The organism is uncultured Caldilinea sp. (genome assembly GCF_937128415.1).
GTDB lineage: Bacteria > Chloroflexota > Anaerolineae > Caldilineales > Caldilineaceae > Caldilinea.
Map to the genome: position 1 here is coordinate 20,856 of NZ_CAKZMJ010000065.1, position 24,365 is coordinate 45,220.

At 63.1% G+C, this 24,365-nt stretch carries 18 protein-coding genes; 8 read left to right on the top strand and 10 right to left on the bottom strand.

The features are described from left to right. Positions 1-33: 33 nt before the first annotated feature. Positions 34-843 (bottom strand): hypothetical protein, encoded by an 810-nt coding sequence (locus Q0367_RS10160; protein ID WP_297633750.1) that lies wholly within the window; start codon positions 841-843, stop codon positions 34-36. Positions 844-1,075: 232 nt separating this feature from the next. On the opposite strand from Q0367_RS10160, the gene Q0367_RS10165 reads away from it, so the two are divergent. From Q0367_RS10165 to Q0367_RS10180, 4 genes are all read left to right on the top strand, one after another. Continuing rightward, a complete protein-coding gene (locus tag Q0367_RS10165; protein WP_297633748.1) occupies positions 1,076-1,837 on the top strand; it encodes a ParA family protein in 762 nt (253 codons plus the stop codon). Continuing rightward, complete coding sequence (locus tag Q0367_RS10170) at positions 1,812-2,228, top strand: hypothetical protein (RefSeq protein WP_297633746.1); 417 nt, start codon at positions 1,812-1,814, stop codon at positions 2,226-2,228. Before Q0367_RS10165 ends, Q0367_RS10170 begins: the two co-directional genes overlap by 26 nt. A gap of 7 nt (positions 2,229-2,235) precedes the next feature. Then, entirely contained in the window at positions 2,236-2,832 is a 597-nt protein-coding gene (locus Q0367_RS10175) for a GNAT family N-acetyltransferase (protein ID WP_298982069.1), read from the top strand. 357 nt (positions 2,833-3,189) lie between these two features. Further along, on the top strand, positions 3,190-3,510 hold the full coding sequence (locus Q0367_RS10180) for a hypothetical protein (protein WP_297633741.1): 321 nt from the start codon (positions 3,190-3,192) through the stop codon (positions 3,508-3,510). A 158-nt stretch (positions 3,511-3,668) separates the two neighbouring features. Here Q0367_RS10180 and Q0367_RS10185 read toward each other — a convergent pair whose 3' ends face one another. Further along, complete coding sequence (locus Q0367_RS10185) at positions 3,669-7,820, bottom strand: DUF4397 domain-containing protein (RefSeq protein WP_298982071.1); 4,152 nt, start codon at positions 7,818-7,820, stop codon at positions 3,669-3,671. 282 nt (positions 7,821-8,102) lie between these two features. Between Q0367_RS10185 and Q0367_RS10190 the strand changes: the two genes are divergently transcribed. Then, complete coding sequence (locus Q0367_RS10190; RefSeq protein WP_298982073.1) at positions 8,103-11,702, top strand: tetratricopeptide repeat protein; 3,600 nt, start codon at positions 8,103-8,105, stop codon at positions 11,700-11,702. Next, entirely contained in the window at positions 11,702-13,861 is a 2,160-nt protein-coding gene (locus Q0367_RS10195; RefSeq protein ID WP_297633736.1) for a cation:proton antiporter, read from the top strand. Before Q0367_RS10190 ends, Q0367_RS10195 begins: the two co-directional genes overlap by 1 nt. A gap of 74 nt (positions 13,862-13,935) precedes the next feature. Here Q0367_RS10195 and Q0367_RS10200 read toward each other — a convergent pair whose 3' ends face one another. The 8 genes from Q0367_RS10200 to Q0367_RS10235 all read right to left on the bottom strand — a co-directional run bounded on the left by Q0367_RS10200 (position 13,936) and on the right by Q0367_RS10235 (position 22,517). Next, positions 13,936-14,988, bottom strand: a complete 1,053-nt coding sequence (locus Q0367_RS10200) for a hydroxymethylglutaryl-CoA synthase (RefSeq protein WP_297633734.1) — start codon at positions 14,986-14,988, stop codon at positions 13,936-13,938. Between the two features lie 4 nt (positions 14,989-14,992). Continuing rightward, entirely contained in the window at positions 14,993-16,321 is a 1,329-nt protein-coding gene (locus Q0367_RS10205; RefSeq protein WP_298982077.1) for a hydroxymethylglutaryl-CoA reductase, degradative, read from the bottom strand. 34 nt (positions 16,322-16,355) lie between these two features. Then, positions 16,356-16,970, bottom strand: coding sequence for a ribosome maturation factor RimM (gene rimM / locus Q0367_RS10210; RefSeq protein ID WP_297633730.1), 615 nt, complete (start codon positions 16,968-16,970; stop codon positions 16,356-16,358). Between the two features lie 234 nt (positions 16,971-17,204). Beyond that, the gene (locus Q0367_RS10215; protein WP_297633728.1) at positions 17,205-17,432 is read right to left on the bottom strand and encodes a KH domain-containing protein; all 228 of its coding nucleotides are present in this window, start codon (positions 17,430-17,432) and stop codon (positions 17,205-17,207) included. Positions 17,433-17,448: 16 nt separating this feature from the next. After that, positions 17,449-17,754, bottom strand: a complete 306-nt coding sequence (gene rpsP / locus Q0367_RS10220; protein ID WP_297633726.1) for a 30S ribosomal protein S16 — start codon at positions 17,752-17,754, stop codon at positions 17,449-17,451. Between the two features lie 195 nt (positions 17,755-17,949). Then, positions 17,950-19,344, bottom strand: coding sequence for a signal recognition particle protein (ffh, locus tag Q0367_RS10225; RefSeq protein ID WP_297633724.1), 1,395 nt, complete (start codon positions 19,342-19,344; stop codon positions 17,950-17,952). A 168-nt stretch (positions 19,345-19,512) separates the two neighbouring features. Next, positions 19,513-20,331, bottom strand: a complete 819-nt coding sequence (locus Q0367_RS10230) for a radical SAM protein (RefSeq protein WP_297633722.1) — start codon at positions 20,329-20,331, stop codon at positions 19,513-19,515. Further along, positions 20,328-22,517: a hypothetical protein gene (locus tag Q0367_RS10235; protein WP_297633720.1), complete on the bottom strand. Its 2,190-nt coding sequence runs from the start codon at positions 22,515-22,517 to the stop codon at positions 20,328-20,330. Before Q0367_RS10235 ends, Q0367_RS10230 begins: the two co-directional genes overlap by 4 nt. A 152-nt stretch (positions 22,518-22,669) precedes the next feature. Between Q0367_RS10235 and Q0367_RS10240 the strand changes: the two genes are divergently transcribed. Both Q0367_RS10240 and Q0367_RS10245 read left to right on the top strand, forming a co-directional pair. After that, complete coding sequence (locus Q0367_RS10240) at positions 22,670-23,590, top strand: tyrosine recombinase (RefSeq protein WP_297633718.1); 921 nt, start codon at positions 22,670-22,672, stop codon at positions 23,588-23,590. After that, positions 23,580-24,350 carry an SDR family oxidoreductase gene (locus Q0367_RS10245; RefSeq protein WP_297633716.1) on the top strand — a complete coding sequence of 257 codons (771 nt, stop codon included), beginning with the start codon at positions 23,580-23,582 and terminating at the stop codon, positions 24,348-24,350. The genes Q0367_RS10240 and Q0367_RS10245 overlap by 11 nt, the downstream gene beginning before the upstream one ends. Positions 24,351-24,365: the final 15 nt, after the last annotated feature.

The following is a 24,365-nucleotide window of genomic DNA, read 5'->3' on the forward strand; positions in this document are numbered from 1 at the left end:
CGATTCATCCCCCGGTGTTTTTTATCGATAACTCTACTTTCGCACGTACCGAACGTACAACTCTCGGGTGATCTCATCCGCAGTCAGCTCGAAAACCGCCTCCGGTCCGGCTGGCTGCCCTTGTGGATCGATCAATTGGATGCGCCACTCTCCCGCCTGCGGCTCGACGAAGACGACGCTGAAATTGGTGAAACGCGCATAGGGGCTGGCGTCCTCACGCGTCTGCTCGGGGAGACCGGCAAACGAGACTTCATCGACGACCAACGCAGACCCCAGATGCTCGACGCGCAACGAATATCCGCCCAGCCCTAGCTCCGAAGGAGAGTAAATGTACGCGTAGATGCGCACGACATTGGGCGCCAGCGACTCGGTCGGGAATTTCGTCGCTTCTTCCAGGGCGAAGGGATAGTCCGGCTCCGGGGTGGGGGAGGGTGTAGGCTCCGGCGTCGGCGTCTCCGTTGGCTCGGGCGTTGGAGTGACCGTAGGCGTCTCCGTAGGCGTCGGCGTCGGCGCCGGCGTGGGCGTTTCGGTCGACGTCGCCGTGGGCGTGGGTGTGCTCGTGGCGATCGCCGCCGCGATCTGGGTTGGATCGACGGCCTGCTGGCCGGGCTGCACAGGACCGACCGGCGCTTGCGGCGCTTCCGGTGCGGTTTGCTCGATCGGCGCCGCTGCGCCTTCCGATGGCGTGGGCGTCCAGGTTGGAATCGGGGTGCGCGTGGGCGTGGCTTCACCGCGACCGCCACAGCCTGCCATCAACAGCGCGCTGAGCGCCGCCGCAAGCAGAACCAGCGACAAAAAAGAGAGGCGCTTGTGCAAATTCCCGAGGCGCGTAACCGATCGCATGGATGACTTCTCAACGCTTTTCACGACGAATCCGTTCCTCTCCATGGCGTGTTGTCCATGGCGTGTTGGTGAATGCACCGACTCACCATACTAGCGCAAAGAAGCCTTCGCTCCAAACCCACGCAGAACGCAACCACCCAATCCTTAAAAAAACAAAGAATCGACCAATGCACCTACTGCGTCTCTTCCCCAGCGCAAGGAATTCGTTGTACAATCAAAGGAGGAGCGTACGATGCGAAAAGTGGCGATTGCACTCTCGAAAGGCGGCGTCGGCAAGAGCACGACGGCGGTCAACCTCGCAGCGGCGCTGGCGCAGCGTCAACGCCGTATTCTGCTCATCGATATGGACACGCAAGGGCAGCTCGCCAGAATGCTCAATATTGCGCCGACGCACACCGTCGCCGACGTCGTCAGCGGCGAGGCGCCGCTGAAGGATGCGATCATTGAAGCGCGCCCAGGCGTCGATCTGTTGGCGGGAGGGCGCGGCCTGGCCGGCCTGAAGCGAGCGATCGACCGCAAAGAGTTCGGCGGGGAGCAGACGCTTTCCGAGGCGCTGGCGGCGCTGGACGCGCGCTATGACTATGTGATCGTCGATACAGCGCCGGGCTGGGATGTGTTGACCGTGAATGCGCTTTTCTTCGTCGAGGAGGTCCTGACGCCTGTGGCGCTAGAGGTGCTCGCCTTGCAAGGGCTTCAGGAGTTCATGCGCAGCCTTGCGGCCATTCGCCGGTATCATCCCCGCCTGACGCTGCGCTACATCTTGCCGACGTTCTTCGACCGCCGCGTGCGTAAGTCCGACGAGATTCTGCAACAGTTGCGCCAGCATTTTCCCGCACAACTGTGCCATCCGATTCGCTACAATGTGCGCCTTTCGGAGGCGCCCGGCTATGGACAGACCATCTTCGAGTATGCAGTCACCTCGACGGGTGCAGAAGATTATCGCCTCCTGGCGGAAAGGGTGTTAAACGATGAGCACACGCAAACCGACGCCTGACATTCTCGATGCAGTTCTCAACGCGGATGCAGGAGCGGCGGAAGACGAAGCCGTGGTTGCGTTGACCGCGTCGCCTGCCGTCTCTCCACCGCGCGCTGCTCGCCGTGTGCGGACAAAGGCGCAACTACCGGCCGCTCAGGATCAAACGGCCGCACCGCCTGTCCCGACCGTTGTCAAGCCGCTCGAATGGGAGTATCGCGAGGTGATTGTGCGCGATTATCGCGGCTGGCGCGTGCGCTTCGTCGATGGACGCGAACAGCCCCACTGGAAGAACGGCCCCACCCTGCGCGAGTACCTGGAGCAGGTCGGCAAAGAAGGCTGGGAGCTGGTCCACATCGGTGAACGACATCACAACCAAAAGATGATCTATCTCAAACGTCTCAAGAGCTGATTCGTCCATGCTTCAACGCCCAATTCTCCTTGACATCCCTGACCGGTTGGAAAGCGAACGGCTCTGGCTGCGAGTTCCGCGCCCCGGCGACGGCGCAGCGATCAACCAGGCCGTACGGGAATCATTCGAGGAATTACGGCCCTGGCTGCCCTGGGCTGCGACGCTGCCTACGGTCGCCGAGAGCGAAGAATTTGCGCGACGCTCTGCAGTCAGTTATCTGGCAAGGGAAGCGTTCACCTGGTTGCTGTGGAGCAAGCAGACCGGCGATCTGATCGGCGCCAGCGGCATGCATGATCTCAACTGGTCGGTGCCATCCATGCAAATTGGCTACTGGGTGCGCACCTCGATGACGGGTCAGGGCTATATCACCGAGGCGGTTCGCACCCTCACCCGTTTCGCCTTCGACGTTCTCGGCGCTTACCGCCTGGAAATTCGCTGTGATGAACGCAACGAGCGCAGCGCAGGCGTGGCGCGCCGAGCCGGTTTTGTGCTGGAAGGCGTTTTGCGCAACGAGCGCCGGCATCACCTCTCTCAGGAACTGCGCAACACGATGGTGTTTGCCGCGGTCAAGGCTCCCTCGGAGCGCGCCTCCAGCAGTTCATGAAAACTGAAAGAATATCGAAAGGTTGGCTGCCGATGGATGTAAATATACTATAAGATGCTTCCCAGTCTGTGAATCAGGAGAGCTGCTTTCAGCCTTTATTTTGTTTCTGTGCAGGCTGAAAGCGTGATCAAAACATGGTTATGAACAACGATCCATAACAAAGGGATAAACCCAAACTACAAACGCATAGATAGGAAGTAAACGGAGACAAAAATGTCATCGTCGCCTACATCGCAGCCTGTTTTGTCGTCGTTGAACCCGTCTTCCCATTCTCACCTTCAACCTTCCTCTCGATCCGCCCCCACCCCCCGATTGACTGCGTTTGTTTATGGAGAAAAACACTCGTATCGCGCCTTGATGCTGCTTCGCCTGCTCGGAGGAGAACAGCGACGGTTCCGCGCCTCGACGCTGGCGACCCCGAAGCTGGAGGAGCTCGCAAACTGTGACTTTATTCTTCTGGACGCCTTCAGCATGACGTCGCTCGAAGTGCAGGAGGCCATCGCCTGGATGCGCAGCGCCACGCTGGCGCCCCTCGTCGTTTTGAGCGTGCGCGACCCGGCGTATGAGATCGCAGCGTTGCAAGCCGGCGCCGACGCCGTTATTGCTTTCAGCGAATCGCTGGAGGTGAGCCTGGCGCTCTGCAGAGCCGCCATTCGTCGTCGCAACCGGGAATTGTAGCGCACAGGCCGAAAACGCACTGCGCATCTTCCAAAACTGAAAAGCAGAAGAGTCTGCTGCGCCGTCCGAGTCGAATTCAGAGCCATCGCATGGCCGAATGTTCAACGGCTCTGAGCAGCATGGGGAATGCTCAGAGCCGTTGAACTCAACCCACCCAACTAACGCGTGACGACCGGCAGGTAGAGCTTGGCCTGACCGACGACGAGGCGCAGAGGCAGCTCAACTTCAAACGGGCCGTTGCTCGCACGGATCGGAATCGTATAGACGCCCTCCGGCGCATTCGGCGCGGCGGAGATGACGAGCGTCAGCGGCTGGTCGAAGTTGGCGCGCTGGCCGGCCGCCTGCACGGTGAGCGAACCATCAGGCGCCACGCGCGAGGCGCTTACGACGGCGTTGCGCGGGCCGGACGGCGGGCTTGCCGGCGCCAAACGCCCGCGCGGAGAGACGTAGCCGTCGCTTGCGCGCCGCATCTGTGCGTCAACGAACTCGACATCCACCTCAGGCGGTAGATTCCACAGGTCCACCTCCACCATCACCTCGTAGAAGACGTCGGGCGACATGGAGAGGGCGAAGGTGTGCAACGACTGTCCGCCCAACGGCACATGGACGGAGCTTCCACTGAGGTGACGCAAGCCAAGCGCGCCCAACGGCACAACAACCTCGCGGCTCTGCGACCACGCAATGCGCTTCGTGTCGTAGTCGATGGCGCCCACGCGCAGGCGGTAGGTGCTGTCGGGCGCCACCTCGCGCCAGCCGGAGAAGCCCACCACCCCGAGGAAGTTGTTGTTTTCGTCGTACATCTCATAGACCGAGTCGCCGACCGTGATCACCTGCGTTGAACGGATCGTCGGTGAGCGGATCGGCTCGATCTCCACCACATAGCCGTCGGTGTCCGGGTGATGGCTTGGCGTCCACTCGAAGTAGAGCGGGTAGGAGTCCGCCAACGCCCATTTGCCCCACTCGCCTCCTTCCAGTTCTTCGCACTCCGGATCGCTTTCCGGCGGGTCGCAGACGTCGGGCTGCGTTCGCCACATGTAAATTTCGACCTGCAGCTCCGGCGTCACGACGGCTGTGGCGAAATGGTTGAGGAAGGTGGCGGTGTGATCGATGCGGACCGGGACGGCGCCCGCGTACTGCACCGATGGGTCGAAGTTGACGGCGGCGATGCGCACCTCGCGACCGCCGGCGGCCATCACCAGCGTCGGCGACGCTGCGTACTGGTTGACCGCCGGACTGACGCCGTCCTCCACCTGCGCCCAGATGTAATACTCGCCGCTGCTCAAGAAGGAAAGATCAAGCGCATGGACGATCGGCTGGCTGCCGTTGAGCTGGCTCAAGTTTCTGATCTCAATGCTTTCCACTTCTTCGCCGTGGAACTGCGGGATCGTCTGCGGGACGGCGACGCCGTTGTCGTCGGTCATGGTGGCGGTCACCGTGATCGGCGCCTGCGCCACAAAGAAGGTGATCTTCGTCGGCGCATAGTCCGACTGCAAACGGAGCGAGAGATCCACCGTATGCGGGGCGCCTGGGCGTTGCTGCGCTGCGAAGTTGCTGATCACCGGCGGGTTGGCGGCGTTGAGCACGGCCACGCGCCACGTCGGGATCGAAGTGTCGCCCACCAGCTTGACCTGCCACGTTCCCACCGGCGCCTGATCGATGAGAAACTCCTTGAAGGTGAGCGCCGTGTGCGCCACTTCCACCAACTCGTTGAGATTGGCAATAGCGACGTCGTTGTTGCTCTCATCCTTCGCCACCTGGCTGCTGGCGACCAAAGCGCGATGGTCTCCTTGCACCAGCGTCAGCGTGCCGGTGAGCACGAGCGTGTTGCTGGGGTCTCGCACCTCGGCGCTGTAGACGCCGGCGGGCAGTTCAACATAGGCGGTCGCCTGGCCGGGCGTCGCCTGGCCGATCAACTGGCTGTTGACAAAGAGGCGCAGCGGATCGTTGCGGTTGCCCAGCACGTTGATGAAGCGCACCAGGCCCTTGCCGTGCCCGCTAGGCGGGACGCGGCTGTCGCTGAAGACGGTGGCGCTCAACTGGTTGGCGCTGTTATAATGGAGCAGCACGGTCGAATCGGAGCCGGCGACGGCGTTGACCGTGGCCGACACGGCGGGCAAGCCGGAAGGAGAAGTCGGCTCGATGGTCACCGTGCGCACTCCAGGCGCCACCGCCATGTAGGGGGACGCATAAACCAGGTTCGTCCCTGCGTTGACGCCGTCCACCTTGAGCGTGACCGTGACAGGCGTGAGCACAGCCGAAGCGAAGCGCACGCGCGCGTCGGCCTCTCCGGCGGCGGCAGTGAAGGTGTAGCGTTCGCTGTAGCGGATCGTCAATCCTCCAGGCGAAGAGTTGTAGTTGGCGAGCGTGATCTCCGCGCCGTTGGGCGTGAAGAGACTGGGCGTCAACGGCTCGGTCATGCTGATGCTGAAGATGGCGTCCGTCTGGGTGATCACCTGCGTGGTGGTGATGGCGTCGAGCGTAGCCGCCGCCTGCACGCCGCCTTGTTCAACGGCGGCGTTGCGCATGGCCGAAAGCTCGGCGGGCGAGCGGTTGATTACGCCGACGGGCGTCTTGAGCGCCAACGTATTGGCGTCGATCTGCCGGGCTGCGATCTGCACACCGGAGGCCGTCACCACGGCGTCGCCTGCGCCGGCGGCCTGCATTGCGATGGCCTGCAAGACGCTGGGCGCATCGAGCACATAGCCGTTGACGTTGCCGAGCGTCACGCGACCGTTGGTCAGGTCGAGGAAGACGCCGGTGGAGTAGACCAGGAAATGGACGGCGCCTTTGATGCCCCACAAGTCATTCTTGAAGCGACCGATGTCGGCCTGTCCGCCGCCCAGCCAGAGCTCGCTGGGAGGAATGTTCAGGCAGCTATAGCAGTGGTTGACGCCGCACGGGTAAGAGATCTGACGCCAGCCGAAGAACCAGATCCAACCGGTGCACATGCGCACGCCGCAGGGCAGCCAGCTGCACGATTGATAGATTTCGCCCTGCTTGATATACCAGCCGGCGCGCCCGGAGCCGGTGACATAGACGGGGCCGCTGCTGTAGGCGTAGAAGGTCTGGCCGGAGCCCCAAACGCGCACCTCGCCCTCGAAACGGATGGGAACGCCGGCGATGCCGCCAATGCCGCCGATATACGCTCGGAAGCCCTGAGAAGCGGAGTAGTTGACCTCGGCGTTGGCCGCCTCCAGGATGAAAAACTTCAGCGCCGCGCGTAGCCCCAAGCCTAGCTCAGGCGCAAATTGCATGCGCGCGTCGCCGTCGACGCGGATCGCAGAGCCGAGCACCGGGAGCGAAAGGGTGCTGGTCTCGATGGTGACGCCGATATTGATGGCGGTGTCATGCGTGGTGACCGTGATGTTGCCGCGCACGCCCGTCAGCCAGATCGTTCCGCCAGCGTAGCCCTGGTCCAGGTTGATGCCGGGGAAATAGCGCAAGCTCAGCCCCACTTCGCTGAGGCAGGCCGGGCCGAAGAAGCAGCCATCCGGCGCGTCTGGGCCTACGAGCTGGCTGACCGGGATTGGAACGCGCTCGCCGTTGTCGGCGGGCATGACCTGAATCACCATCGCGCCGGCGGCGTTGACGAAAATGGAAAACTTCGCCGAGATGGCGACCGCTCCGGAGAGATCCTTCCCGGTGATCTGATTGGACGGCGCGCCCTCTAGCTTCATGTAGGGCAGCCAGAGCTTGCCTTCGACCGTAAACTTATAGCCGTTGGCCTCCGAGATAAGGTCGCCGTAGAGGCCGAGCAGGCTCAGGCCGCTGGGCACCTTGAAGGCGGGCAGGTTGAAGGCGTTGCGCACGCCCGCCGAAACCAGTTCGTCGGAGAGGCGCAGGCCATTGCGATCGATCTTCGGGGTGATTTGGACGGGAACGCTGCCGCCGCCGAGCTGCGTCGGCGCCGTCAGCGTGGCGTCGCCCAACGTCACTTTGTCCGGGTAAACGCGTGCGGCGGTGGAGCGTAAGACCAATCCGGCCACGTTCAGGTTGATCGGATCGACAGAGGTGCTGATAAACTGATCCCAGCCGTCGACGTCGCCGCGCACAGCGACGCGGATGTCGTTGCCCGGCAATCGAATCCGCAGCTGCCCCTGCAAGCCGCATGCGCCGCCGCTGCTAGGATCGACGCGGGTCATGCCTTCGAGGCTCACCAACAAATTGTTCGGGGCATTCTCAAAGAGGGTGAAACTGCCGCCGTTGCACTTGGAGGTGGGCGAAAAGCGCGCTTGCACGGCGCTGAGGCTTTGCGGAGCAGGGTGTGCGGCGGACGACGTCGCTGCGTGCGCCGCCTGCACCGTTGCCATGAGCAAACACATCGCCCAGAACGGAACGAGCCAGCGTCGCAACGTCCGCGTTCTGGAGCGGACAGTCTTCGATTGCGCAATACAGACCGAAAGGGCGCTTTGGTGCATGGTGTCTCCTTTGTTGAAAATAGGTTCCAGAAGCATTTCTGTACGACGCAACGCCTTACATCTTCGTAATTTTTGCGCGCCAGCGATCGAATAGTAGCGGAATTGCGCTACGAAAACGCTACGAGGAAGTAGAAACGCCTGAAATTCCTGTAAGTTCCCATTCTTGTTGAGATCATGCACTGGCAACTCTCTCTGTTCGGTGGATTTCAATTTGCAGTCCACGGACACATCACCGATGAATTTGAGGCGGACAGCGCGCGTGCGCTCTGCGCCTATCTTTTCATGCACAGCGGCGAAACACTGCGCCGCGAACGGTTGGCCGCACTCTTTTGGCCCGACCAACCTCAGGCCGGCGCACTGCGCAACTTGCGCACTGCGCTCAGCCGAATGCGGCGCGGCCTCGGCTCGCTGAGCGACGCCCTGCAGAGCGACAACCAGACGGTGACCTTCCTGCCGCCGGCGGAAGCGTGGGTGGATGCGCTGGCGGCGACTGCGCTCGTCGCCGAAGTGGAAACCCATCCTCATCGACGCCTGGCGGGCTGTCCCCTTTGCATCGAAAAATTGCAGCGTCTCGCCGGGCTGTATCGAGGAGAATTTCTGGCAGGCTTCACCCAGGAAAGTGAATTGTTCGAGGAGTGGGCGGCGACGCAGCGCGAATTCTATCATCGGGCCGCAATCCAGGCGTTCGACGCTCTGGCCGACTATCATCTCCTGCGTCAAGAGTGGGTGAACGCGCAACGCTGCGCACAGCGGGCGTTGCAGTGGGAGCCCTGGCGCGAGGAAAGTCATCGTCATCTGATGCTGGCCCTGGTCGGTCAGGGTCAACGCAGCGCGGCGTTGCGACAATTCCAGCTCTGCCTGGAAATCCTGCGTCGCGAGTTCGGCGCGCCTCCTCAGCCGGAGACGATCGAGCTTTATGAAAAAATTCTGCGTCAGGGCGTCGCAGGGACGGAAACGGACAACGTTCGCCCTCCGATGCAACTGGCGCCGACCGGTGCGCACTGGCTCGACGATCTGCCGTTGGTCGGTCGCGAGCAAGAACTCGCCACCATGCTGGATCTGCTGGTTTCGCCGACGACGCGGCTGATCTCCGTGGTGGGGGAAGGGGGCGTCGGCAAGACGCGGCTGGCGCTGCGCGCCGCGCGGCGCGCAGCGCTGTGTTTCAACGACGGCGCGTTCTATGTCAGCTTAAACCCAGAAGAGCAGGCGGACGCGCAGCATCTACAACCCATGGAAGCCGCCGCGCGCGTGGCGCAACGCATCGCCCTGGCCTGCGCAATTGCTCTTGATGAAAAAGAAAATTACGTCGAAAGCGTGCTGTCGTTCTTCCGGAAGCGCAGCGCGCTGCTGCTGCTCGATAGTTTCGAGCAGCATGAGGAGGCGACGCCTTTTCTCCTGACGCTCCTGGAGAATGCACCCGAATGCGCGCTGTTGGTGACGGCGCATCGACCGCTGAACGTGCGCATCGAGCGCGCGCTGCGGTTGGAGGGATTGGAGGTCACCCTCCACGCCGATGCACAGGCCGGCGTTCCGGACGGCCTCGCCCTCTTCGACGCACTGGCCCGACGTCGCGGCATCGTCGGTGTGCTGGACAAAGCGCATCAGCCCGCGGTGACGCAAATCTGCCAGGCGGTGGGCGGGCTGCCCCTGGGCATCGAGCTGGCGGTCGCCTGCTTGCCCCACATCGACCGCTTGCAAAGGAGCGCCTGGTCCACCGAGGCGTTGGCGCAACTCTTGGAGCGCGCCGCTGAGCCGGATGCCCAAACCATGTTGGATTTGCCCCCCCGCCATCGCGGCCTGCGCGCGCTCTTTCAAACTGCATGGCGCCTTCTCGAGCCGGCGCTTCAACAGACGCTGGCGAACGTGGCCCTCTTTCGCACTGCCTTCTCTGCGGAGGCGGCGGCCGCTGTGCTAGGCGTCAAAAAAACCGAAGAGGCTGGCCGTCTCCTCTCGGCGTTGATGGAGCGTTCGCTCTTGCAGCCGGGCCATCAAGGGCGATTTCAACTGCATGACCGCGTTCGTCGCTTCGCCGCAGAGCAACTGGCCACTTCTTCGACGCATTCGCTCGTTCGTGAACGGTACACAGCGCTCTTTCTGCAAAAATTGGCGTCGGCGGATCTGGCGCTGGACGGCGAAAACTCCGCCGACGTTCAGCAAGGACTGGCGCTCGAAATGGAGGATTTGCTGGCAGCCTGGCGCAACGCTCTGGAGGATCATCGATGGGAGCTGCTCGCAGCCGCAGCGTCCGCCTTTGCGCGGTTTCACGCCTTGCGTGGGCTATACATTGAAGGCGAGCGCTTGCTGAACGAGTCCGTGCAATCGCTGCGCAAGGCCCACTTTGAAGCGACTACTTTACGCTCCAGCTCTCTGGCCGCAGACGAACGTCAGACGCAGGCCTCGCGGGCAATTGAACCGACGAAGCAGCGGAGCGATGCAACATGGACTGCGTCATTCCAGCAGAACAACAAGGCCTCCACAATGCCCGCCCATGCGCTGGCGCGGCTGCTCATCGCCTGGAGCCGGCTGTTGGCGCGCCTGAACCAACAGGAGCTCGCCGAAGTCGCGCTGCTCGAGGCGCTGGAGCTGGCGGATGCGCCCGATGCGCGCGCAGATGCCCTGATCGATCTGGGCTGGTGCATCTTCCATCTCGGGCGCACCTCAGATGCAATGGAACCGCTGCGCCAGGCGCTGCAGCTCGCCGATCGCCTCGAAGACGCTCGACGCCGCGCCTACGCGCTCAACGGGTTGGCGGCGCTGCATCAGCGCCGCGGAGAGAATGAACAGACGCGCAACCTTCTCTTAGAAGCGCTGTCCCTGGTGCGACAGGAAGGCGACCTGACGATGGCCGCCGTGATTCTCGGCAATCTGAGCATTCATTACAATCAGGTGGGCGACCATATCCAGGAGCTTGCATTTCTGAAAGAAGCTCTGGCCATTCATCAGGCCCAGCGCAACGTGCGCATGGAAGCCAACACGCTGTACATGCTCGGGATTCACTACGACGCCCGCGGTCAATATGCTGAAGCGCAGACGCATTACCAACGAGCATTGAGATTGGCCGAATCGTTCGGCGATCGTTTCGCCATGCTGGAAATCTGGATCAACATCGGCATTTCTCGCGACCAGATGGGCGATTACGTTGGCGCGCTCACAGCGACGCAACATGCGCTGGCCCTCGAACGCGAGGTCAACAACCCGCAGGTGCGCTGCGCGATCTTCGCCAACCTGAGCCTGCACCATCACCATCTCGGCGAGCAGCTCCAGGCGCTGCGCTATGCGCAACAAGCCATTGAGCTGGCGAACGCAATCGAAATGCCGTTGATGGCGGCCTACGGCCACGATTTTCGAGGACATGCCCTGCTGGCGCTGAATCGCAGCGACGAGGCGGAAGAAGCCTATCGGCAGGCGTTGCGCCTACGCGAGCAAAGCGGGCTATCCATCCTGGGGCTGGAATCGCGCGCGGGGCTGGCGCGCGTGGCGCTGGCGCGCGGCGATGTGAAGGCCGCCGCAGCCTGGGCGGAGCCGATCGCCGAACACCTCTTGAACGCCGTATTGGAAGGACTGGAAGAGCCGTTGCGCGCCTACTGGACGGTCTACCAGGTCCTGCGCGCTGCCAACGATCCCCGCCAAGAGCTTGTCCTTCAGCGCGCCACAACGTTGATTCAAGCCCGCGCAGCTCGCATCACAGACGCAGACAGCCGTCATCTCTATCTCACACAGGTGGAGGCGCACAGACAATTGTTGCACGCATTGAACACCAAGAAAGGGGAGTAATGGCATTCGGAGACACGTTCGTCGAAATTGCAATCATCCTGGCCATGGCCACTGCGCTCGGCTTCATCGGCCAGTGGTTGCGCCAACCTCTGCTGATCATGTTTCTGGCGACCGGCATCCTCGCCGGCTCTTCGTTCTTCGGCGTCATCACCAGTTACGAAGAGATCGAGCTGCTGGCGCATATCGGCGTCGCCGTCCTGCTCTTCATCGTCGGCCTGAAATTAGACCTGAACCTGATCCGCACGATCGGCCCTGTGGCGCTGGCGACGGGGCTGGGGCAGATCATCTTCACTTCAGCCATCGGCTTTGTGATTGCGCTGGCGCTGGGGATGTCGGGCATCAGCGCGGCCTACGTCGCCGTGGCACTGACCTTTTCCAGCACGATCATTATTGTCAAGCTCCTCTCCGACAAACGCGAGGTCGATTCGCTGCACGGCCAGATCGCCATCGGTTTCCTTATCGTCCAGGACATTGCGGCCATCCTGGCGTTGGTGGCGCTGACGACCTTCGGCTCCACCGTCGCCGCAGAGGATGTGCTCATCGGCGAGACGCTGCTGTTGCTGGCGAAAGGCGTCGGCCTGCTGGTCGGCGTCGCCCTCCTGATGCGCTATGTGCTGCCGGGGCTGACGCGACGCATGGCCAGCTCTTCAGAGATGCTCGTGCTCTTCGCCATCGCCTGGGCCGTCTTCCTCGGTGCAGCCAGCGAATGGCTAGGCTATACGAAGGAAGTCGGCGCGTTTTTGGGCGGCGTCTCGTTGGCCTCCACCGTCTATCGCGACGCCATCGGCTCGCGGCTGACCACGCTGCGCGACTTTCTGCTGCTCTTTTTCTTCATCGACCTCGGCGCCAGGCTGGACTGGTCCACCGTCGGCGCACAGCTGGTCGACGCCCTCATCTTCTCGCTCTTCGTCTTGATCGGCAACCCGTTGATCGTGCTGATCATCATGGGCGTCATGGGCTATCGACGGCGCACCAGCTTTCTAGCCGGATTGACCGTCGCCCAGATCAGTGAGTTTTCCTTGATCGTCGCCTCGTTGGGGTTGAGCCTCGGCCACATCTCCCCAGAGACGATGGGGCTCATCACGCTTGTAGGCGTGGTGACGATCTTCCTGTCCACCTACATGATCCTTTATTCGGGTCAACTCTACAATCTGCTCTCCGAACCGCTCAAAATCTTCGAGCGCCGCAACCCCTACCGGGAAGCCGCCATCGACACCCTGGGCGTCAAAATGCCGGAGGTCGACGTCATCCTGATCGGCCTGGGCAACTACGGCAGTGCATTGGCGGAGCAGCTGCTGCGCCGACGCAAGACGCTCGTGGGCGTCGACTTCGCCCCCGATGCGCTGCAAAAGTGGCGGAAACGCGGGGTGCAGGTGCTCTACGGCGACGTCGAAGACCCGGAGCTGCTGGGGCATCTTCCCCTCCAACAGGCGCGCTGGGTCGTCAACTCCATTCGCTCGCGCGAGCTGAACCTGGCGCTGATCCATCACCTGCGCGACGCGCGCTTCGACGGCGGCGTGGCCTTGACTGCGCTCAATCAGGAGGAGGCGGACCTTTTCAAAGCCGCCGGGGCCGACATCGTCTTCCGCCCCTTCGTCGACGCAGCCGAGCAGGCCGCCGACGCCTTGACGCACGCCATGGAGTTCCTGCCCGATCACGTCAACTGGCCGATCACTTTCCGAGAGGTGCGCATCCGCAGCGAATCGGCGGTCGTCGGCCAGACGCTGCGCAACCTTCCTCTGCGCACGGAAACCGGCGTCTCCGTGCTGGCGGTGAGCCGCGCCGGCCGCGTCTACTACGATCCCGGCCCGGACTTCCAGATTTTTCCAGGCGATCGCGTCGTGCTGATGGGGCCGGAGGATGCGCTGGAAGACGCCGAGCTGATCCTGAACGAGCCGGAGCCGCACGTCGAAGAGGAGTTCACCAACCATTTCGTGTTGGCCGAAGTGCGCGTGGGAGAACACTCGCCGCTGGCCGGGCGCACGCTGGCGGAATTGCAATTCCGTCAGAAACACGGGGCCACCGTGGTGGGCGTGCGCCGCAACGGCGAGAACATCACGACCATCACGCCGTCACAGCGAATCATGGCGGGCGACTGTTTGATCGTCGTGGGCTTCGCAGATCGCGTGAAAGAGTTGAAGATGCAGGAGCCGCTGTAGGAGGCGTGTTGCAGGGTGCGTGTTGCGTGGTGCACCGCAGCGACGGAACGCACAACACGCAACACGCGACACTTCTAATGCTGCGCCAGCTTCTTGCGCATGCGCACGTACTGGGCGTAGTCGATCGGCTTGCGGCGGCGAATATAGTCCCGCGTCGTCGGCGCACGCTGCTGCACGTCGAGGATGCGCTCGGTCACGCGCAGGTCGAAAGCGTCCGAGCCGGCGCCGCTGCCGTAGCTGACCACCAGGATGCGCTGGCCGGGCCGCGCCTCGTCGAGCACGGCGGACAGCCCGATCAACGCCGAGCCGGCGTAGGTGTTGCCGATCTCGGCGACAAGCAGGCCGGTCTTCCACTGCGCCGGCTGGAAGCCCAGCTCCTCCAACGCGCGCACCGGGAACTTGGGGTTCGGCTGGTGCACGATCACGTGGTCGTAATCCTCCGGCCTGCTCTCCATCGCCCGCATCATCTCCTCCGCTGCGGGGATGACGTGGCCGAAGTAGCCGGGGTCGCCGCTGAACCGTTCGGCGTGGCTGGGATAGTGGGTGGTCGGCCGACGCCAGAAGTCCGTCGTGTCGGAGACGTAGCTCAAGCTGCGCAGGATGACGGCCACCGCTTCCGCTTCCGGCCCGACGATGAAAGCCGCGCCGCCTGCGCCCGCCGTGTATTCGAGCGCGTCGCCGGGGCGTCCCTGGGCGGTGTCCATGCCGATGGCGAGCGTATAGTCGGCCATGCCGCTGCCGACGAAGCCGATGGCCGCCTGCAGAGCCTCGGTGCCCGCCTTGCAGGCGAACTGCCAGTCGGCGGCGAGGGTGGCCGGCGTGGCGCCGATCGCTTCGGCTACGATTGTGCCCGTGGGCTTGACGGCGTAGGGATGGCTCTCGCTGCCCACCCACACCGCCGCCAACCGATGCGGTTCGATGCCGGCGCGCGCCAGAGCATTGCGCGCCGCCTCGACGCTCATCGTCGCAGTGTCTTCATCCAGGCCGGGCACCGCCTTCTCTCGCACCGGGCTTTTGGCGTTGCCGTCGGTCCAGACCCGGCTGATCTCGCTGCCGGGCAGCCGATAGCGCGGCACGTAGGCGCCGTAGCCGACGATGCCCACCGGTCGAATCGGTCGATTCAACATAGCTTCACGTCCCCTTCAACAATTCTCGCGCCCGTTCGACGCGAATCTGCCCTTCCGCCGCCAGCTGCGCAGCGATGCGGTCGATGTCGTCGCCGGTGGCGCCGGCGGCGATCGCCACCTGTCGCGCATGCAGCGCCATGTGCCCACGCTGGATGCCTTCGGTCGCCAGGGCGCGGATGGCGGCCAGATTTTGCGCCAGCCCGACGGCGACCATGATTTCAGCCAGCTCCCTTGCGCTGGAGACGCCGAGAATTTTCAGCGCCACCTGCGCCGTCGGATGTGTGCGCGTGGCGCCGCCCACGATGCCGACGGCCAGCGGCATCTCCAACCGACCATAGAGCGCCAGCTTTCGCTGCGCACCTTCAGTTTGTCCGCCTGACGCAGAATTGTCAGTAATCACCCTCCACTCGGTGAGGGCGCGATATTGGCCGTCGCGGGCGGCGTAGGCGTGGACGCCCGCCTCGATGGCGCGCCAGTCGTTGCCGGTGGCGATGGCGACGGCGTCGATGCCGTTGAGGATGCCTTTGTTGTGCGTGGCGGCGCGGTAGGGATCGGCCAGCGCAAAGGCGTTGGCGTGCACGATGCCTGCGATCACCTCTTCGCCGGACGCGTGGATCGAGCTGAAAGTCTCGGCGGGGATGGTCACCTCCGCCCAGGCGCGACGCCGATCGCTCAGATTGCTGAGGATGCGCAGCAGCGCACGGCCGCCGGTGAGACGCTCCAACAGCGGGGCGATCGCCTCCGCCGCCGTGTTGACGGCATTGGCGCCCATGGCGTCGAGCGCATCGAAGAGCAGATGCACGATCAGCATCGGCTCGGTGAAGGTTTCCGGCAAAAAGCGCACCTCGATGTCAATCGGTCCGCCGCCGCGCGCCGCAATCGTCGGGCTGGTGTTGGCGGCGGCGAGCAGATCGGCTTTGGCGGCCAGGATGTTGGCGCGCGCCTGCTCGAAGTCGGCGACGCCCAGGAGCTGCACCTGCGCAATCATGATCGAGCGTGTGCTGCCGGTGCGAAAGCCGCCGCCGCTACGCGCCAGCTTGGCGGCGTAGCTCACGCCCGCCACCACGGATGGCTCTTCGACGACCATCGGCACGAGCACCTCGCGACCGTTGATGATGAAGTTGGCGCCGATGCCCAACGGCAGATTGTAGACGCCGATCACATTTTCGATCATCTTGTCGGCCTGCGCCACCGAAAGGCCGCTGTGCAGCGCGCTGACCTCCTCGGCGCTTAGATTCGCCCATTGGGCGATGATGCTTGTGCGCTCGGCGACGCTCTTCTGGTAGAACCCGCTCAGGCGCGAGGTGCGGACGGATGGGGATTGGTCAGCCATGCTGGATTCTCAACCTCATGTGCGACGAATCTCTTCAATCAACCGCTTCGGCGTCGAGCAGCCCTTCCAGCAGCCGCACGGTCATGACGCCGGCCGCCAAATCGACGTTGAGCACGACCTCCGGGATGGCGGGCAGCAGAATTTCGCGCGCAGCTCCCTGCTCACCATGCACCACGTAGACATCGTTGGCGCCGGTGACCAGAACATCGACCAGCTCGCCCAGCCGTGCGCCGCTCTCTTCCCGCACTTCCAGGCCGATCAGGTCGTGAATCCAGTAGGCGCCTTCCTCCAGCTCAGCGGCTTCCTCTTCGGCGACGAAGAGCCAGAGGCCGCGCAGCTGCTCCGCCGCCGTGCGGTCTGCGATCCCTTCAAATCGAATCAACAGAAATTTTTTATGGGGGCGCACGCTGGCGATTTCGACTTCAGCCAGCTCGTCGCCCAGGCGCAGCCGTTCGCCGGGCGCAAAGCGTTCGGGGAAATCGGTGTAAGATTCCAGCTTGACTTCCCCGCGCAGGCCATGCACGCCGACGATATGCCCAACCGCCAGAAAACCGTCCGGCACAAAGACCTCCTGATTGTAGACGCGGTAGGTCCGACCGCGGCGCCGCGGCGAACGCTTCGGGGGCGTGGAGCGAATGGATTCGGACATGAAGTTTTTCTTCACCGTTCAGAAATCATCAACCAATTCCGCAACATGGACGAAAAATGGGCTGCCGGCGGCAGCCCTCGTATGGATTTCACCTGACAACCGAAGTGCAGCGCCGGTCGCCTCTTCCACCTTTCGCCCAAAATGTCTGCACCCAAACGCCTGTGTCTAAGCGTCTGCGGTCGACAGCAGCCGAGAAAGACGCCGCCCGTCTGTGCATTCGGCTGTGATCAGGCGTCAGTCGATTTCGAGCAGCACCGGCTTGCGGTGGTGGCGCGCCGCCACCTCCAGCAGCGCGCGCATGGCATTGGCGACGCGTCCATTGCGACCGACGACGCGACCGACGTCCTGCTGCGCCACGCGCAGCTTGATGATCGTCTCGCGTCGCGTCTCTTTGGTGTAGACGCGCACGCGGTCGGGCTGTTCAACCAGCGACTCGGCGAGATAGCGGATCAGCTCTTCCATAGTCAAGTCTTCGTATTCAGGCCGACGCAGTCGCCGCCGCAGCCTCGTCAGCCGCGGGCTGGGGGATCGGCTTGCCCTTCTCGTCGATCAGATTGTAGCGGCGCAGGATGCGAAAGACGCCGTCGCTGGGCTGTGCGCCCTGCTTGAGCCAGTAGACGGTGCGCTCCATCTTCAGCTCGACCGTCTCCGGGTTGGTGTGCGGATTGTAGGTGCCGATGCTTTCAATAAAGCGCCCATCGCGCGGCGAGCGCTTGTCGGCCACCACAATGCGGTAGAACGGCATCTTTTTGGCGCCCATGCGGCGCAACCGAATTCGGATCATAATCGTGTGCTCTCCTTGGCAATCAGTTCCTGTCGCAATCTATTGTTCAATTCTCAGACCAATTTCGATTGATTGTGCAAATGGCCGCCCCTCTCCATCTTTCCAAATAGAGGATCGCACGCAGGACGGAGCGTGAATTTGGAAGATGAATCGCGGTCGGGCCATGCGCCAACGCATCCGGTGCAGCAACTCAACTCACGAGCGCCCTCCGAAGAGATCGCTCAAACCGGGAGGGAAAAAGCCGCTGCGTTGGCTGGGAAGGCTGCGCCCCTTTTTCCCTTTATTTTTCTTGCCTCCCCCCATGACGCCCAGTTGTTTCATCATTTTCTGCATTTCTCGGAATTGTTTCACCAGCATATTGACATCCTGGACGGTCGTTCCGCTGCCTGCGGCGATGCGGCGACGCCGGCTGGCGTTGAGGATGTCCGGGTTGCGGCGCTCCTGGAGCGTCATGCTGTTGATGATCGCCTCGGTCTTCTTCAGGCTATCCTGCGCCATCATCGGGTCGATCTCTTTGGCGAAGCGATTCATGCCCGGAATCATGGCCAGGATGTCGGTCAGCGGACCGAGCCGCTTGACCTGTTTGAGCTGCTCCAGAAAGTCTTCAAAGTCGAACTGTCCTTCGACCAGGCGCTTTTCCATGGCCGCCGCCGTCTCGGCGTTGATGGTCTCCTGGGCGCGTTCGATCAAGGTGAGAACGTCGCCCATGCCCAGGATGCGACCCGCCAGTCGCTCCGGGTCAAAGGGTTCGAGGTCCGGCAGTTTTTCGCCGGTGCCCAGGAACTTGATCGGCACGCCGGTGACCTGGCGCACGCTCAACGCTGCGCCGCCGCGTGCGTCGCCGTCGATCTTGGTCATGATCAGGCCGGTCAGCGGCACGCGGGCGTTGAAACCTTCGGCGACGTTGACCGCCTCCTGGCCGGTCATGGCGTCGACGACGAGCAGGATATCGGCGGGGCGCGTCACCAGGCGCACCTGCTCCAGCTCCTGCATCAGCGCCTCGTCGATCTGCAGGCGGCCGGCGGTGTCGATGATGACGACGTTGTAAGCTTTTTCGCGCGCCAGCTTGAGGGCGTCCTTGGCGATTGTCGAGGCGGGCGTCTGCGCACCTGCGCTGTAGACGGGGACGTCGATCTGTGTGCCCAACACTTCGAGTTGTTTGATGGCCGCCGGTCGGTAGATGTCGGCGGCGACCAGCAGCGGCCGCTGGCCGTTCTTTTTAAGGCGCAGCGCCAGCTTGGCCGCCATCGTCGTTTTGCCGGCGCCTTGCAGCCCCACCAGCATGATCACATGGGGCGGCGGCCCCGATGTGTTCAGCGGCGCCGGTTTGCCGAGCAGCTCGATCAGCTCCTCGTGCACGATCTTGACGACCTGTTGCGCCGGCGTCAGGCTCTGCATCACCTCGGCGCCCACCGCGCGCGCCTTGACGCGTTCGACGAACTCTTTGACCACCTTATAGTTGACGTCCGCCTCCAACAACGCCAGCCGCACTTCGCGCATAGCGGCGTTGACGTCCGCTTCGGACAACTTGCCTTTGGTGGCCAGCTTATCGAAAATGCTCTGCAGTTTATCCGTTAAACTTTCAAACACAGCGGCTCTTTTCGCTCACGAATCGATCGTCGCAATTCCCAGTGCGCTGAACTTCCTCTGTGCAAGTGCACTGTGCATGTCATGCAAAATACACCATATTGTACCGGCAAGATAGGGGCTGGTCAAACTTTTCCGGCTGCGCTGTTCAATTCAAGCCCAAAGGCGTTTTCATTTCACCAGGCGCAGGCCAAGGCGGGCGGCCAGCGCCCTCGCCCGCTCGATTTCCTCCGCCCTCAGCGGGTTGGCCGGCGCCCCCCGCAGCGAAGCAGGGGGCAAGTACTGCGTCAACAGGCTGACCTCCAACGCAGGCCGCTCGGCCAGCCACGCCAGCGCCGGCGCAGTGCAGCAGTCGAAGTGCCCCGGCATCAGCAGATGGCGCACAATCACGCGGCTCCCCTGTCTTGTCACGCGGTCGATGCAATGCGTGACCACGCGCCAGTAGTCCGGCATGCCGCCCAACGCCTCGCCGCAGCTTTGCGGGCCGCTCGCCGGGCCGAATTTCAGGTCGGGCAGATAGATGTCAATCCAGCCGTCGAGCAGGTCAAGCGCTTCGTCGGTCAGATAGAAGTTGCTGTTGAAGACGGCGGGAACGGTGCGACGCTCTCCCAGCAGCGCAAGCGTCTCTACGATCAGAGGGATGTGCGGCGCGGGATCGCCGCCGATGAAACAGACGGAGCGGGCGCCTTCGGCCTGACGCTGCACAATGCGCTGCGCCAGCATCTCGGCGCGCACGGGGACGCCGTAGGTGGGGCGAAAGGCGAAGCGGGCGGCGACGCAAAAAGTGCAACGCGCCGTGCAGCCGCTGAAGAAGATGGCGTGCGCCGGTCGCAGCGGCTCCTCTTCGCCCCAATGCATCATCTCGCTGGCGACGTAGCTGACCGCCCCCACGCGACAGACGCCGCCGGCGACGCTGCGCAACGCGCCGCAGTGAAATGGACAAAGATGGCAATCCGCCAGATGCGTCGCCCCTCGAGTGGAAGCGTTCATATTCCCAACAGGTTGCGCAGCCGTTCGAGCGCGCTGAAACGGCGCCAGCGCACCACGCGATCGCCCTCGGGGCGACGCTCGACCACGACGACCGCCAGGGCTTTCATCGCTCCATCCCCTATGTAAATATCGTAGCGACGATTGCTGACCACCCGCCAGCGATAGGAAGGAATCAACTCGTTCACCTCTGGCGCAGGCGGCCAGGCGAGCGCATGGCGCGCCACCGGCCTGCCTTCAACCTCGGCTGCCGCGCAGGTGGCGCACACCCCTGCAGAATTGACGCACGCGCTGCAATATTCCTGACCACACTGGACGCAGCCTGCAACGTGCGCAGGACAGTGGGAAGCGCCGCAGATGGCGCAGGCGGGGTTGCAGCGCGGGCAAACCAGGCTCTGACAGACATGGCACTGCTCCAGGTCGCGCATGCAGACCCGATGGCCGCATCCCGCCATGCGCAAGCTGTGCTCGGCGCAAACGTTGCGGTTGCAGACGACGCAACGTCCTACGCATTCACGACATCCGCTGCGACTGCAGGCGTCGCACGTCACGACTTCGTGCGTCCATGCGCGGCAACTCTGACACTCCTGTAGACATTCATAGCAATATGGACGACGGTCGACGGGATCGAGCTGAGAGTAGCCGGGGCCAACCACCCGGCCGCAGCTTGCGCAGGTCGCCAGGCAGTTTTGGCAGAAGCGCTGTCCGCTGGCGGTGCACACTCCCATCTGCGTGGTGAACTGTTGACAACCCGGGCAACGCACTGCGCAGCGCGGGCAGATCAGCCGCTGTTGGCCTTGTGCGTCCGCCACGCAGTCGGCGCGCAGGTGGCTTTTGCACTGCCGCACGCCGCATTCTGCGCATTCGGCCTGACAGGCGTGACAGACTTCATCGCCGCAGAGGGGGCAGGCGCTGAGGTGATGGCAGCAGGCGCGTTCGCCGCAAGCCCAACACATGCGCCCGCAATGCTCGCAGTTCTGATCGCCGCAGACCGGACAGGGGGCCAGGCCGCAGCTCGCGCAGAACAGTTCGTTGCATCCTGTGCAGATCGACAGACAGCCTTCGCAGGTCAGATGACCGTGATGGTCAAGCGTCAGCGTGGCCGTTTCTGCGCCGCAGGCCTGACAAAGAGGACGCCGCAACGCGCCGCTGTAGCGGTCCTGCTCGACCATGACCGTTTTTTCATGTGCGCCATTGCTGACGGTGATTTCGGCGACGGCGACCGGAATCTCGATCACTCTGTAGGCGATCAACTCTACATCGACATACAGCCGATGATTTTCGAGCTCCTCCGCGATCTTGCGCTGCAGGTCGGCTTCCAACGCTCGACGTCGTTCGCCCTCCGGGTCGCGCGCCGGCGAGGCCTCGTCGATCTGCTGCTGATAGTAGGTGAGCAGCCGATTGAGGGCTTTGTAGAGGCGCGGCAAAATTTCCGCCTCATACTCGACGCAGCGCACGTCGGCGTGATGGACGGCGTACGTGCGTGCGCGCTCGGCCAACCGAACGAGCTGGGTCAGCGCCGGCAATCGGATCGGAGCGGCCTCGCCCGCTGCGTCGCCTTCCGTCGGCGCAGCTTCGGCCTCGCGTAGCAGCTGCTCCAGATCGATGGCGCCGTTCTGGCGTCCGCTGGCGGCTTTCACTGTGTCATCTTTCTGGGAAAGGAGACGCCCTTCTTCATCCATCCAGGTCGTGTAGATTTCCTGGCGTTTGTCGTCGGCGCGGTAGGTGATGCGCCATGTGAAGGCGAAGAGCAGGCGCATCCGCTCCTGAAGCCGCAGACGCGTGATGCTGGCATTGGTGGGGCGGACGGAGGACATCAGCGCCTGGCCGTCTGCGTGGCGCACCGGCGCGCGCTGCACCGCGACTGCACTTTTCTGCTCCAGATAGGCCATCATGCGGTCAAAGACGCGGCTGCCGGGCGCCACCAGCTCCACGCCTTCTCCGGCTTCGGCCAGGTGAGAGGCGCAAAACGCCAGGCGGAGCGAAGCGGCGCCGAAATGTTCGCGAAGTTCCGGAGAAAGTTCTATTTGGAGCAATCTGGCGACGGAGCTGCGCCGTTTGCCGCGCGAGCTTCGCAACGATTGGACGTGGACGCTCGCCCCAAAACAGGAGAAAAACGCCTCTGTAAATTCCATCAATGCCCCGTCGGTCTGCACCGACGCCGCGTCACGCGCTGTAGCTTTCATCATTCGCATTATACCCGGTGGAATGTGCGCCCAAAAGTGCAAAAGTTTCTGTTTATGCAAAGTTATGCTACACTGACAGGACGGTTGCGTGGAGACGCAGAGCCTTGTCTCGACGGGCTGGTCGATGGAGAAGATGGAACAGGAGAGTGAGTCGCATGCAAGAAGAAGTGCAACGATATCTACTGTCTCTCGATTTTGAAGAGAACGCCTCTGAGAACACGATTGCGGCCTACCGCAACGATCTCAGCCAGTTGCTCACTTTCCTGCTGCAATATCAATCGGTGGACGGCGAACGCATCGAGGACTGGAGGCAGGTGACGCCCGGCGTGATGCAGGAGTATGTTTTTCACCTGCGCGCGCGCGATTACGCGTCGTCCACTGTGGCGCGCAAGGTGGCCGCCATCAAAAGCTTCTTCGAGTATCTACACTCGCGCGGGATGATCGAGAACGACCCGGCGGCGCTGTTGGAATCGCCCAAGGTGAAGAAACACATTCCCCACACAATTTCAGCCGAAGATGTGGAACGGCTGTTGGCTGCGCCGAGGCGTTATGAGACGGCGCAGGCGATTCGCGATCGCGCCCTGCTGGAGACGCTCTACGCCACCGGCATGCGCGTCACCGAGCTGGTGAACCTCAACATCTCCGACCTCGACCTGGAAACGGGTCAGCTCATTTGCAGCGCCAACAGCAAGCGCCGTCGCGTCGCTCATCTCAACGACAACGTCCGCGAGACGCTGCGCCAATATGTGGAACAAGGGCGCCCGGCCTTGCTGATCCGCAACGACGAACCTGCGCTCTTTCTCAACCATCGCGGCCAGCGCTTGACCCGACAAGGGCTCTGGCTGATCATCAAGCGCTATGTGGCCGAGGTCGGCATCGAAGGGCAGGTGACGCCCCACACGTTGCGACACAGCTTCGCCGCCCATCTCCTCAGCACCGGCGCCGGCCTACGCGAGGTGCAGGAGCGCTTGGGGCATGCCAGCCTGAGCACGACGCAGGTCTATAAACAGATGGCGGACGAGAGCGCGGCGGAGATCGTGATCGATGGCAAACCGCTGACGCGCCATGAAGATTGATCTTTCCGGCCGCATTGCGATCGTAACCGGCGCCAGCCGCCGCGCCGGCATCGGCGCCGCCATCGCCCGCAAGCTGGCGGGCGCCGGCGCAGATCTCCTGATCACGTACTTTTTACCCTACGACCGACGCACCTACGGAGAGCCGATGGAAGGCGAAGTGGAGCATCTTCTGGGCGAGCTGCGGGCGCTCGGCGTGCGCGCTTACGGCCTGGAGGCCAATCTCAGCCAGCCTGAGGTTCCGCGCCACATTTTCGACGCCGTGCATAGCCTGCTGGGCGCTCCGTCGATCCTGGTCAACAACGCCTGCCATTCCGAGTCGGGAAGCATCGAACAGCTCGACGCCCAGCAGCTCGACCGGCATTACGCCGTCAACGTGCGCGGCGCGGTGCTGATGTGCAAGGAGTTTCTGCGTCGCTGGCGCGGCGCACGCGGGGGGCGCATCATCAGCCTCACCTCCGGACAGTGCGCCGGGCCGATGCCGGGCGAGTTGGCGTATGCGGTCACAAAAGCCGCCATCGACGCCATGACCATCTCGCTGGCGGCGGAAGTCGCCGGCCGCGGGGTGACGGTCAACGCCGTCGATCCCGGCCCGACCGACACAGGTTGGATGAGCGATGCGCTGCGCGAGGCCATCGCCGCCAAAAGCTATCTGGGTCGCGTCGGCCTTCCCGACGACGCCGCCAACCTGGTCTGTTTTCTCGCCTCCGACCAAGGAGAATGGATCACCGGGCAGGTTATTCGCTCACGCGGAGGAATTTAGCAATCGACAGGGGCT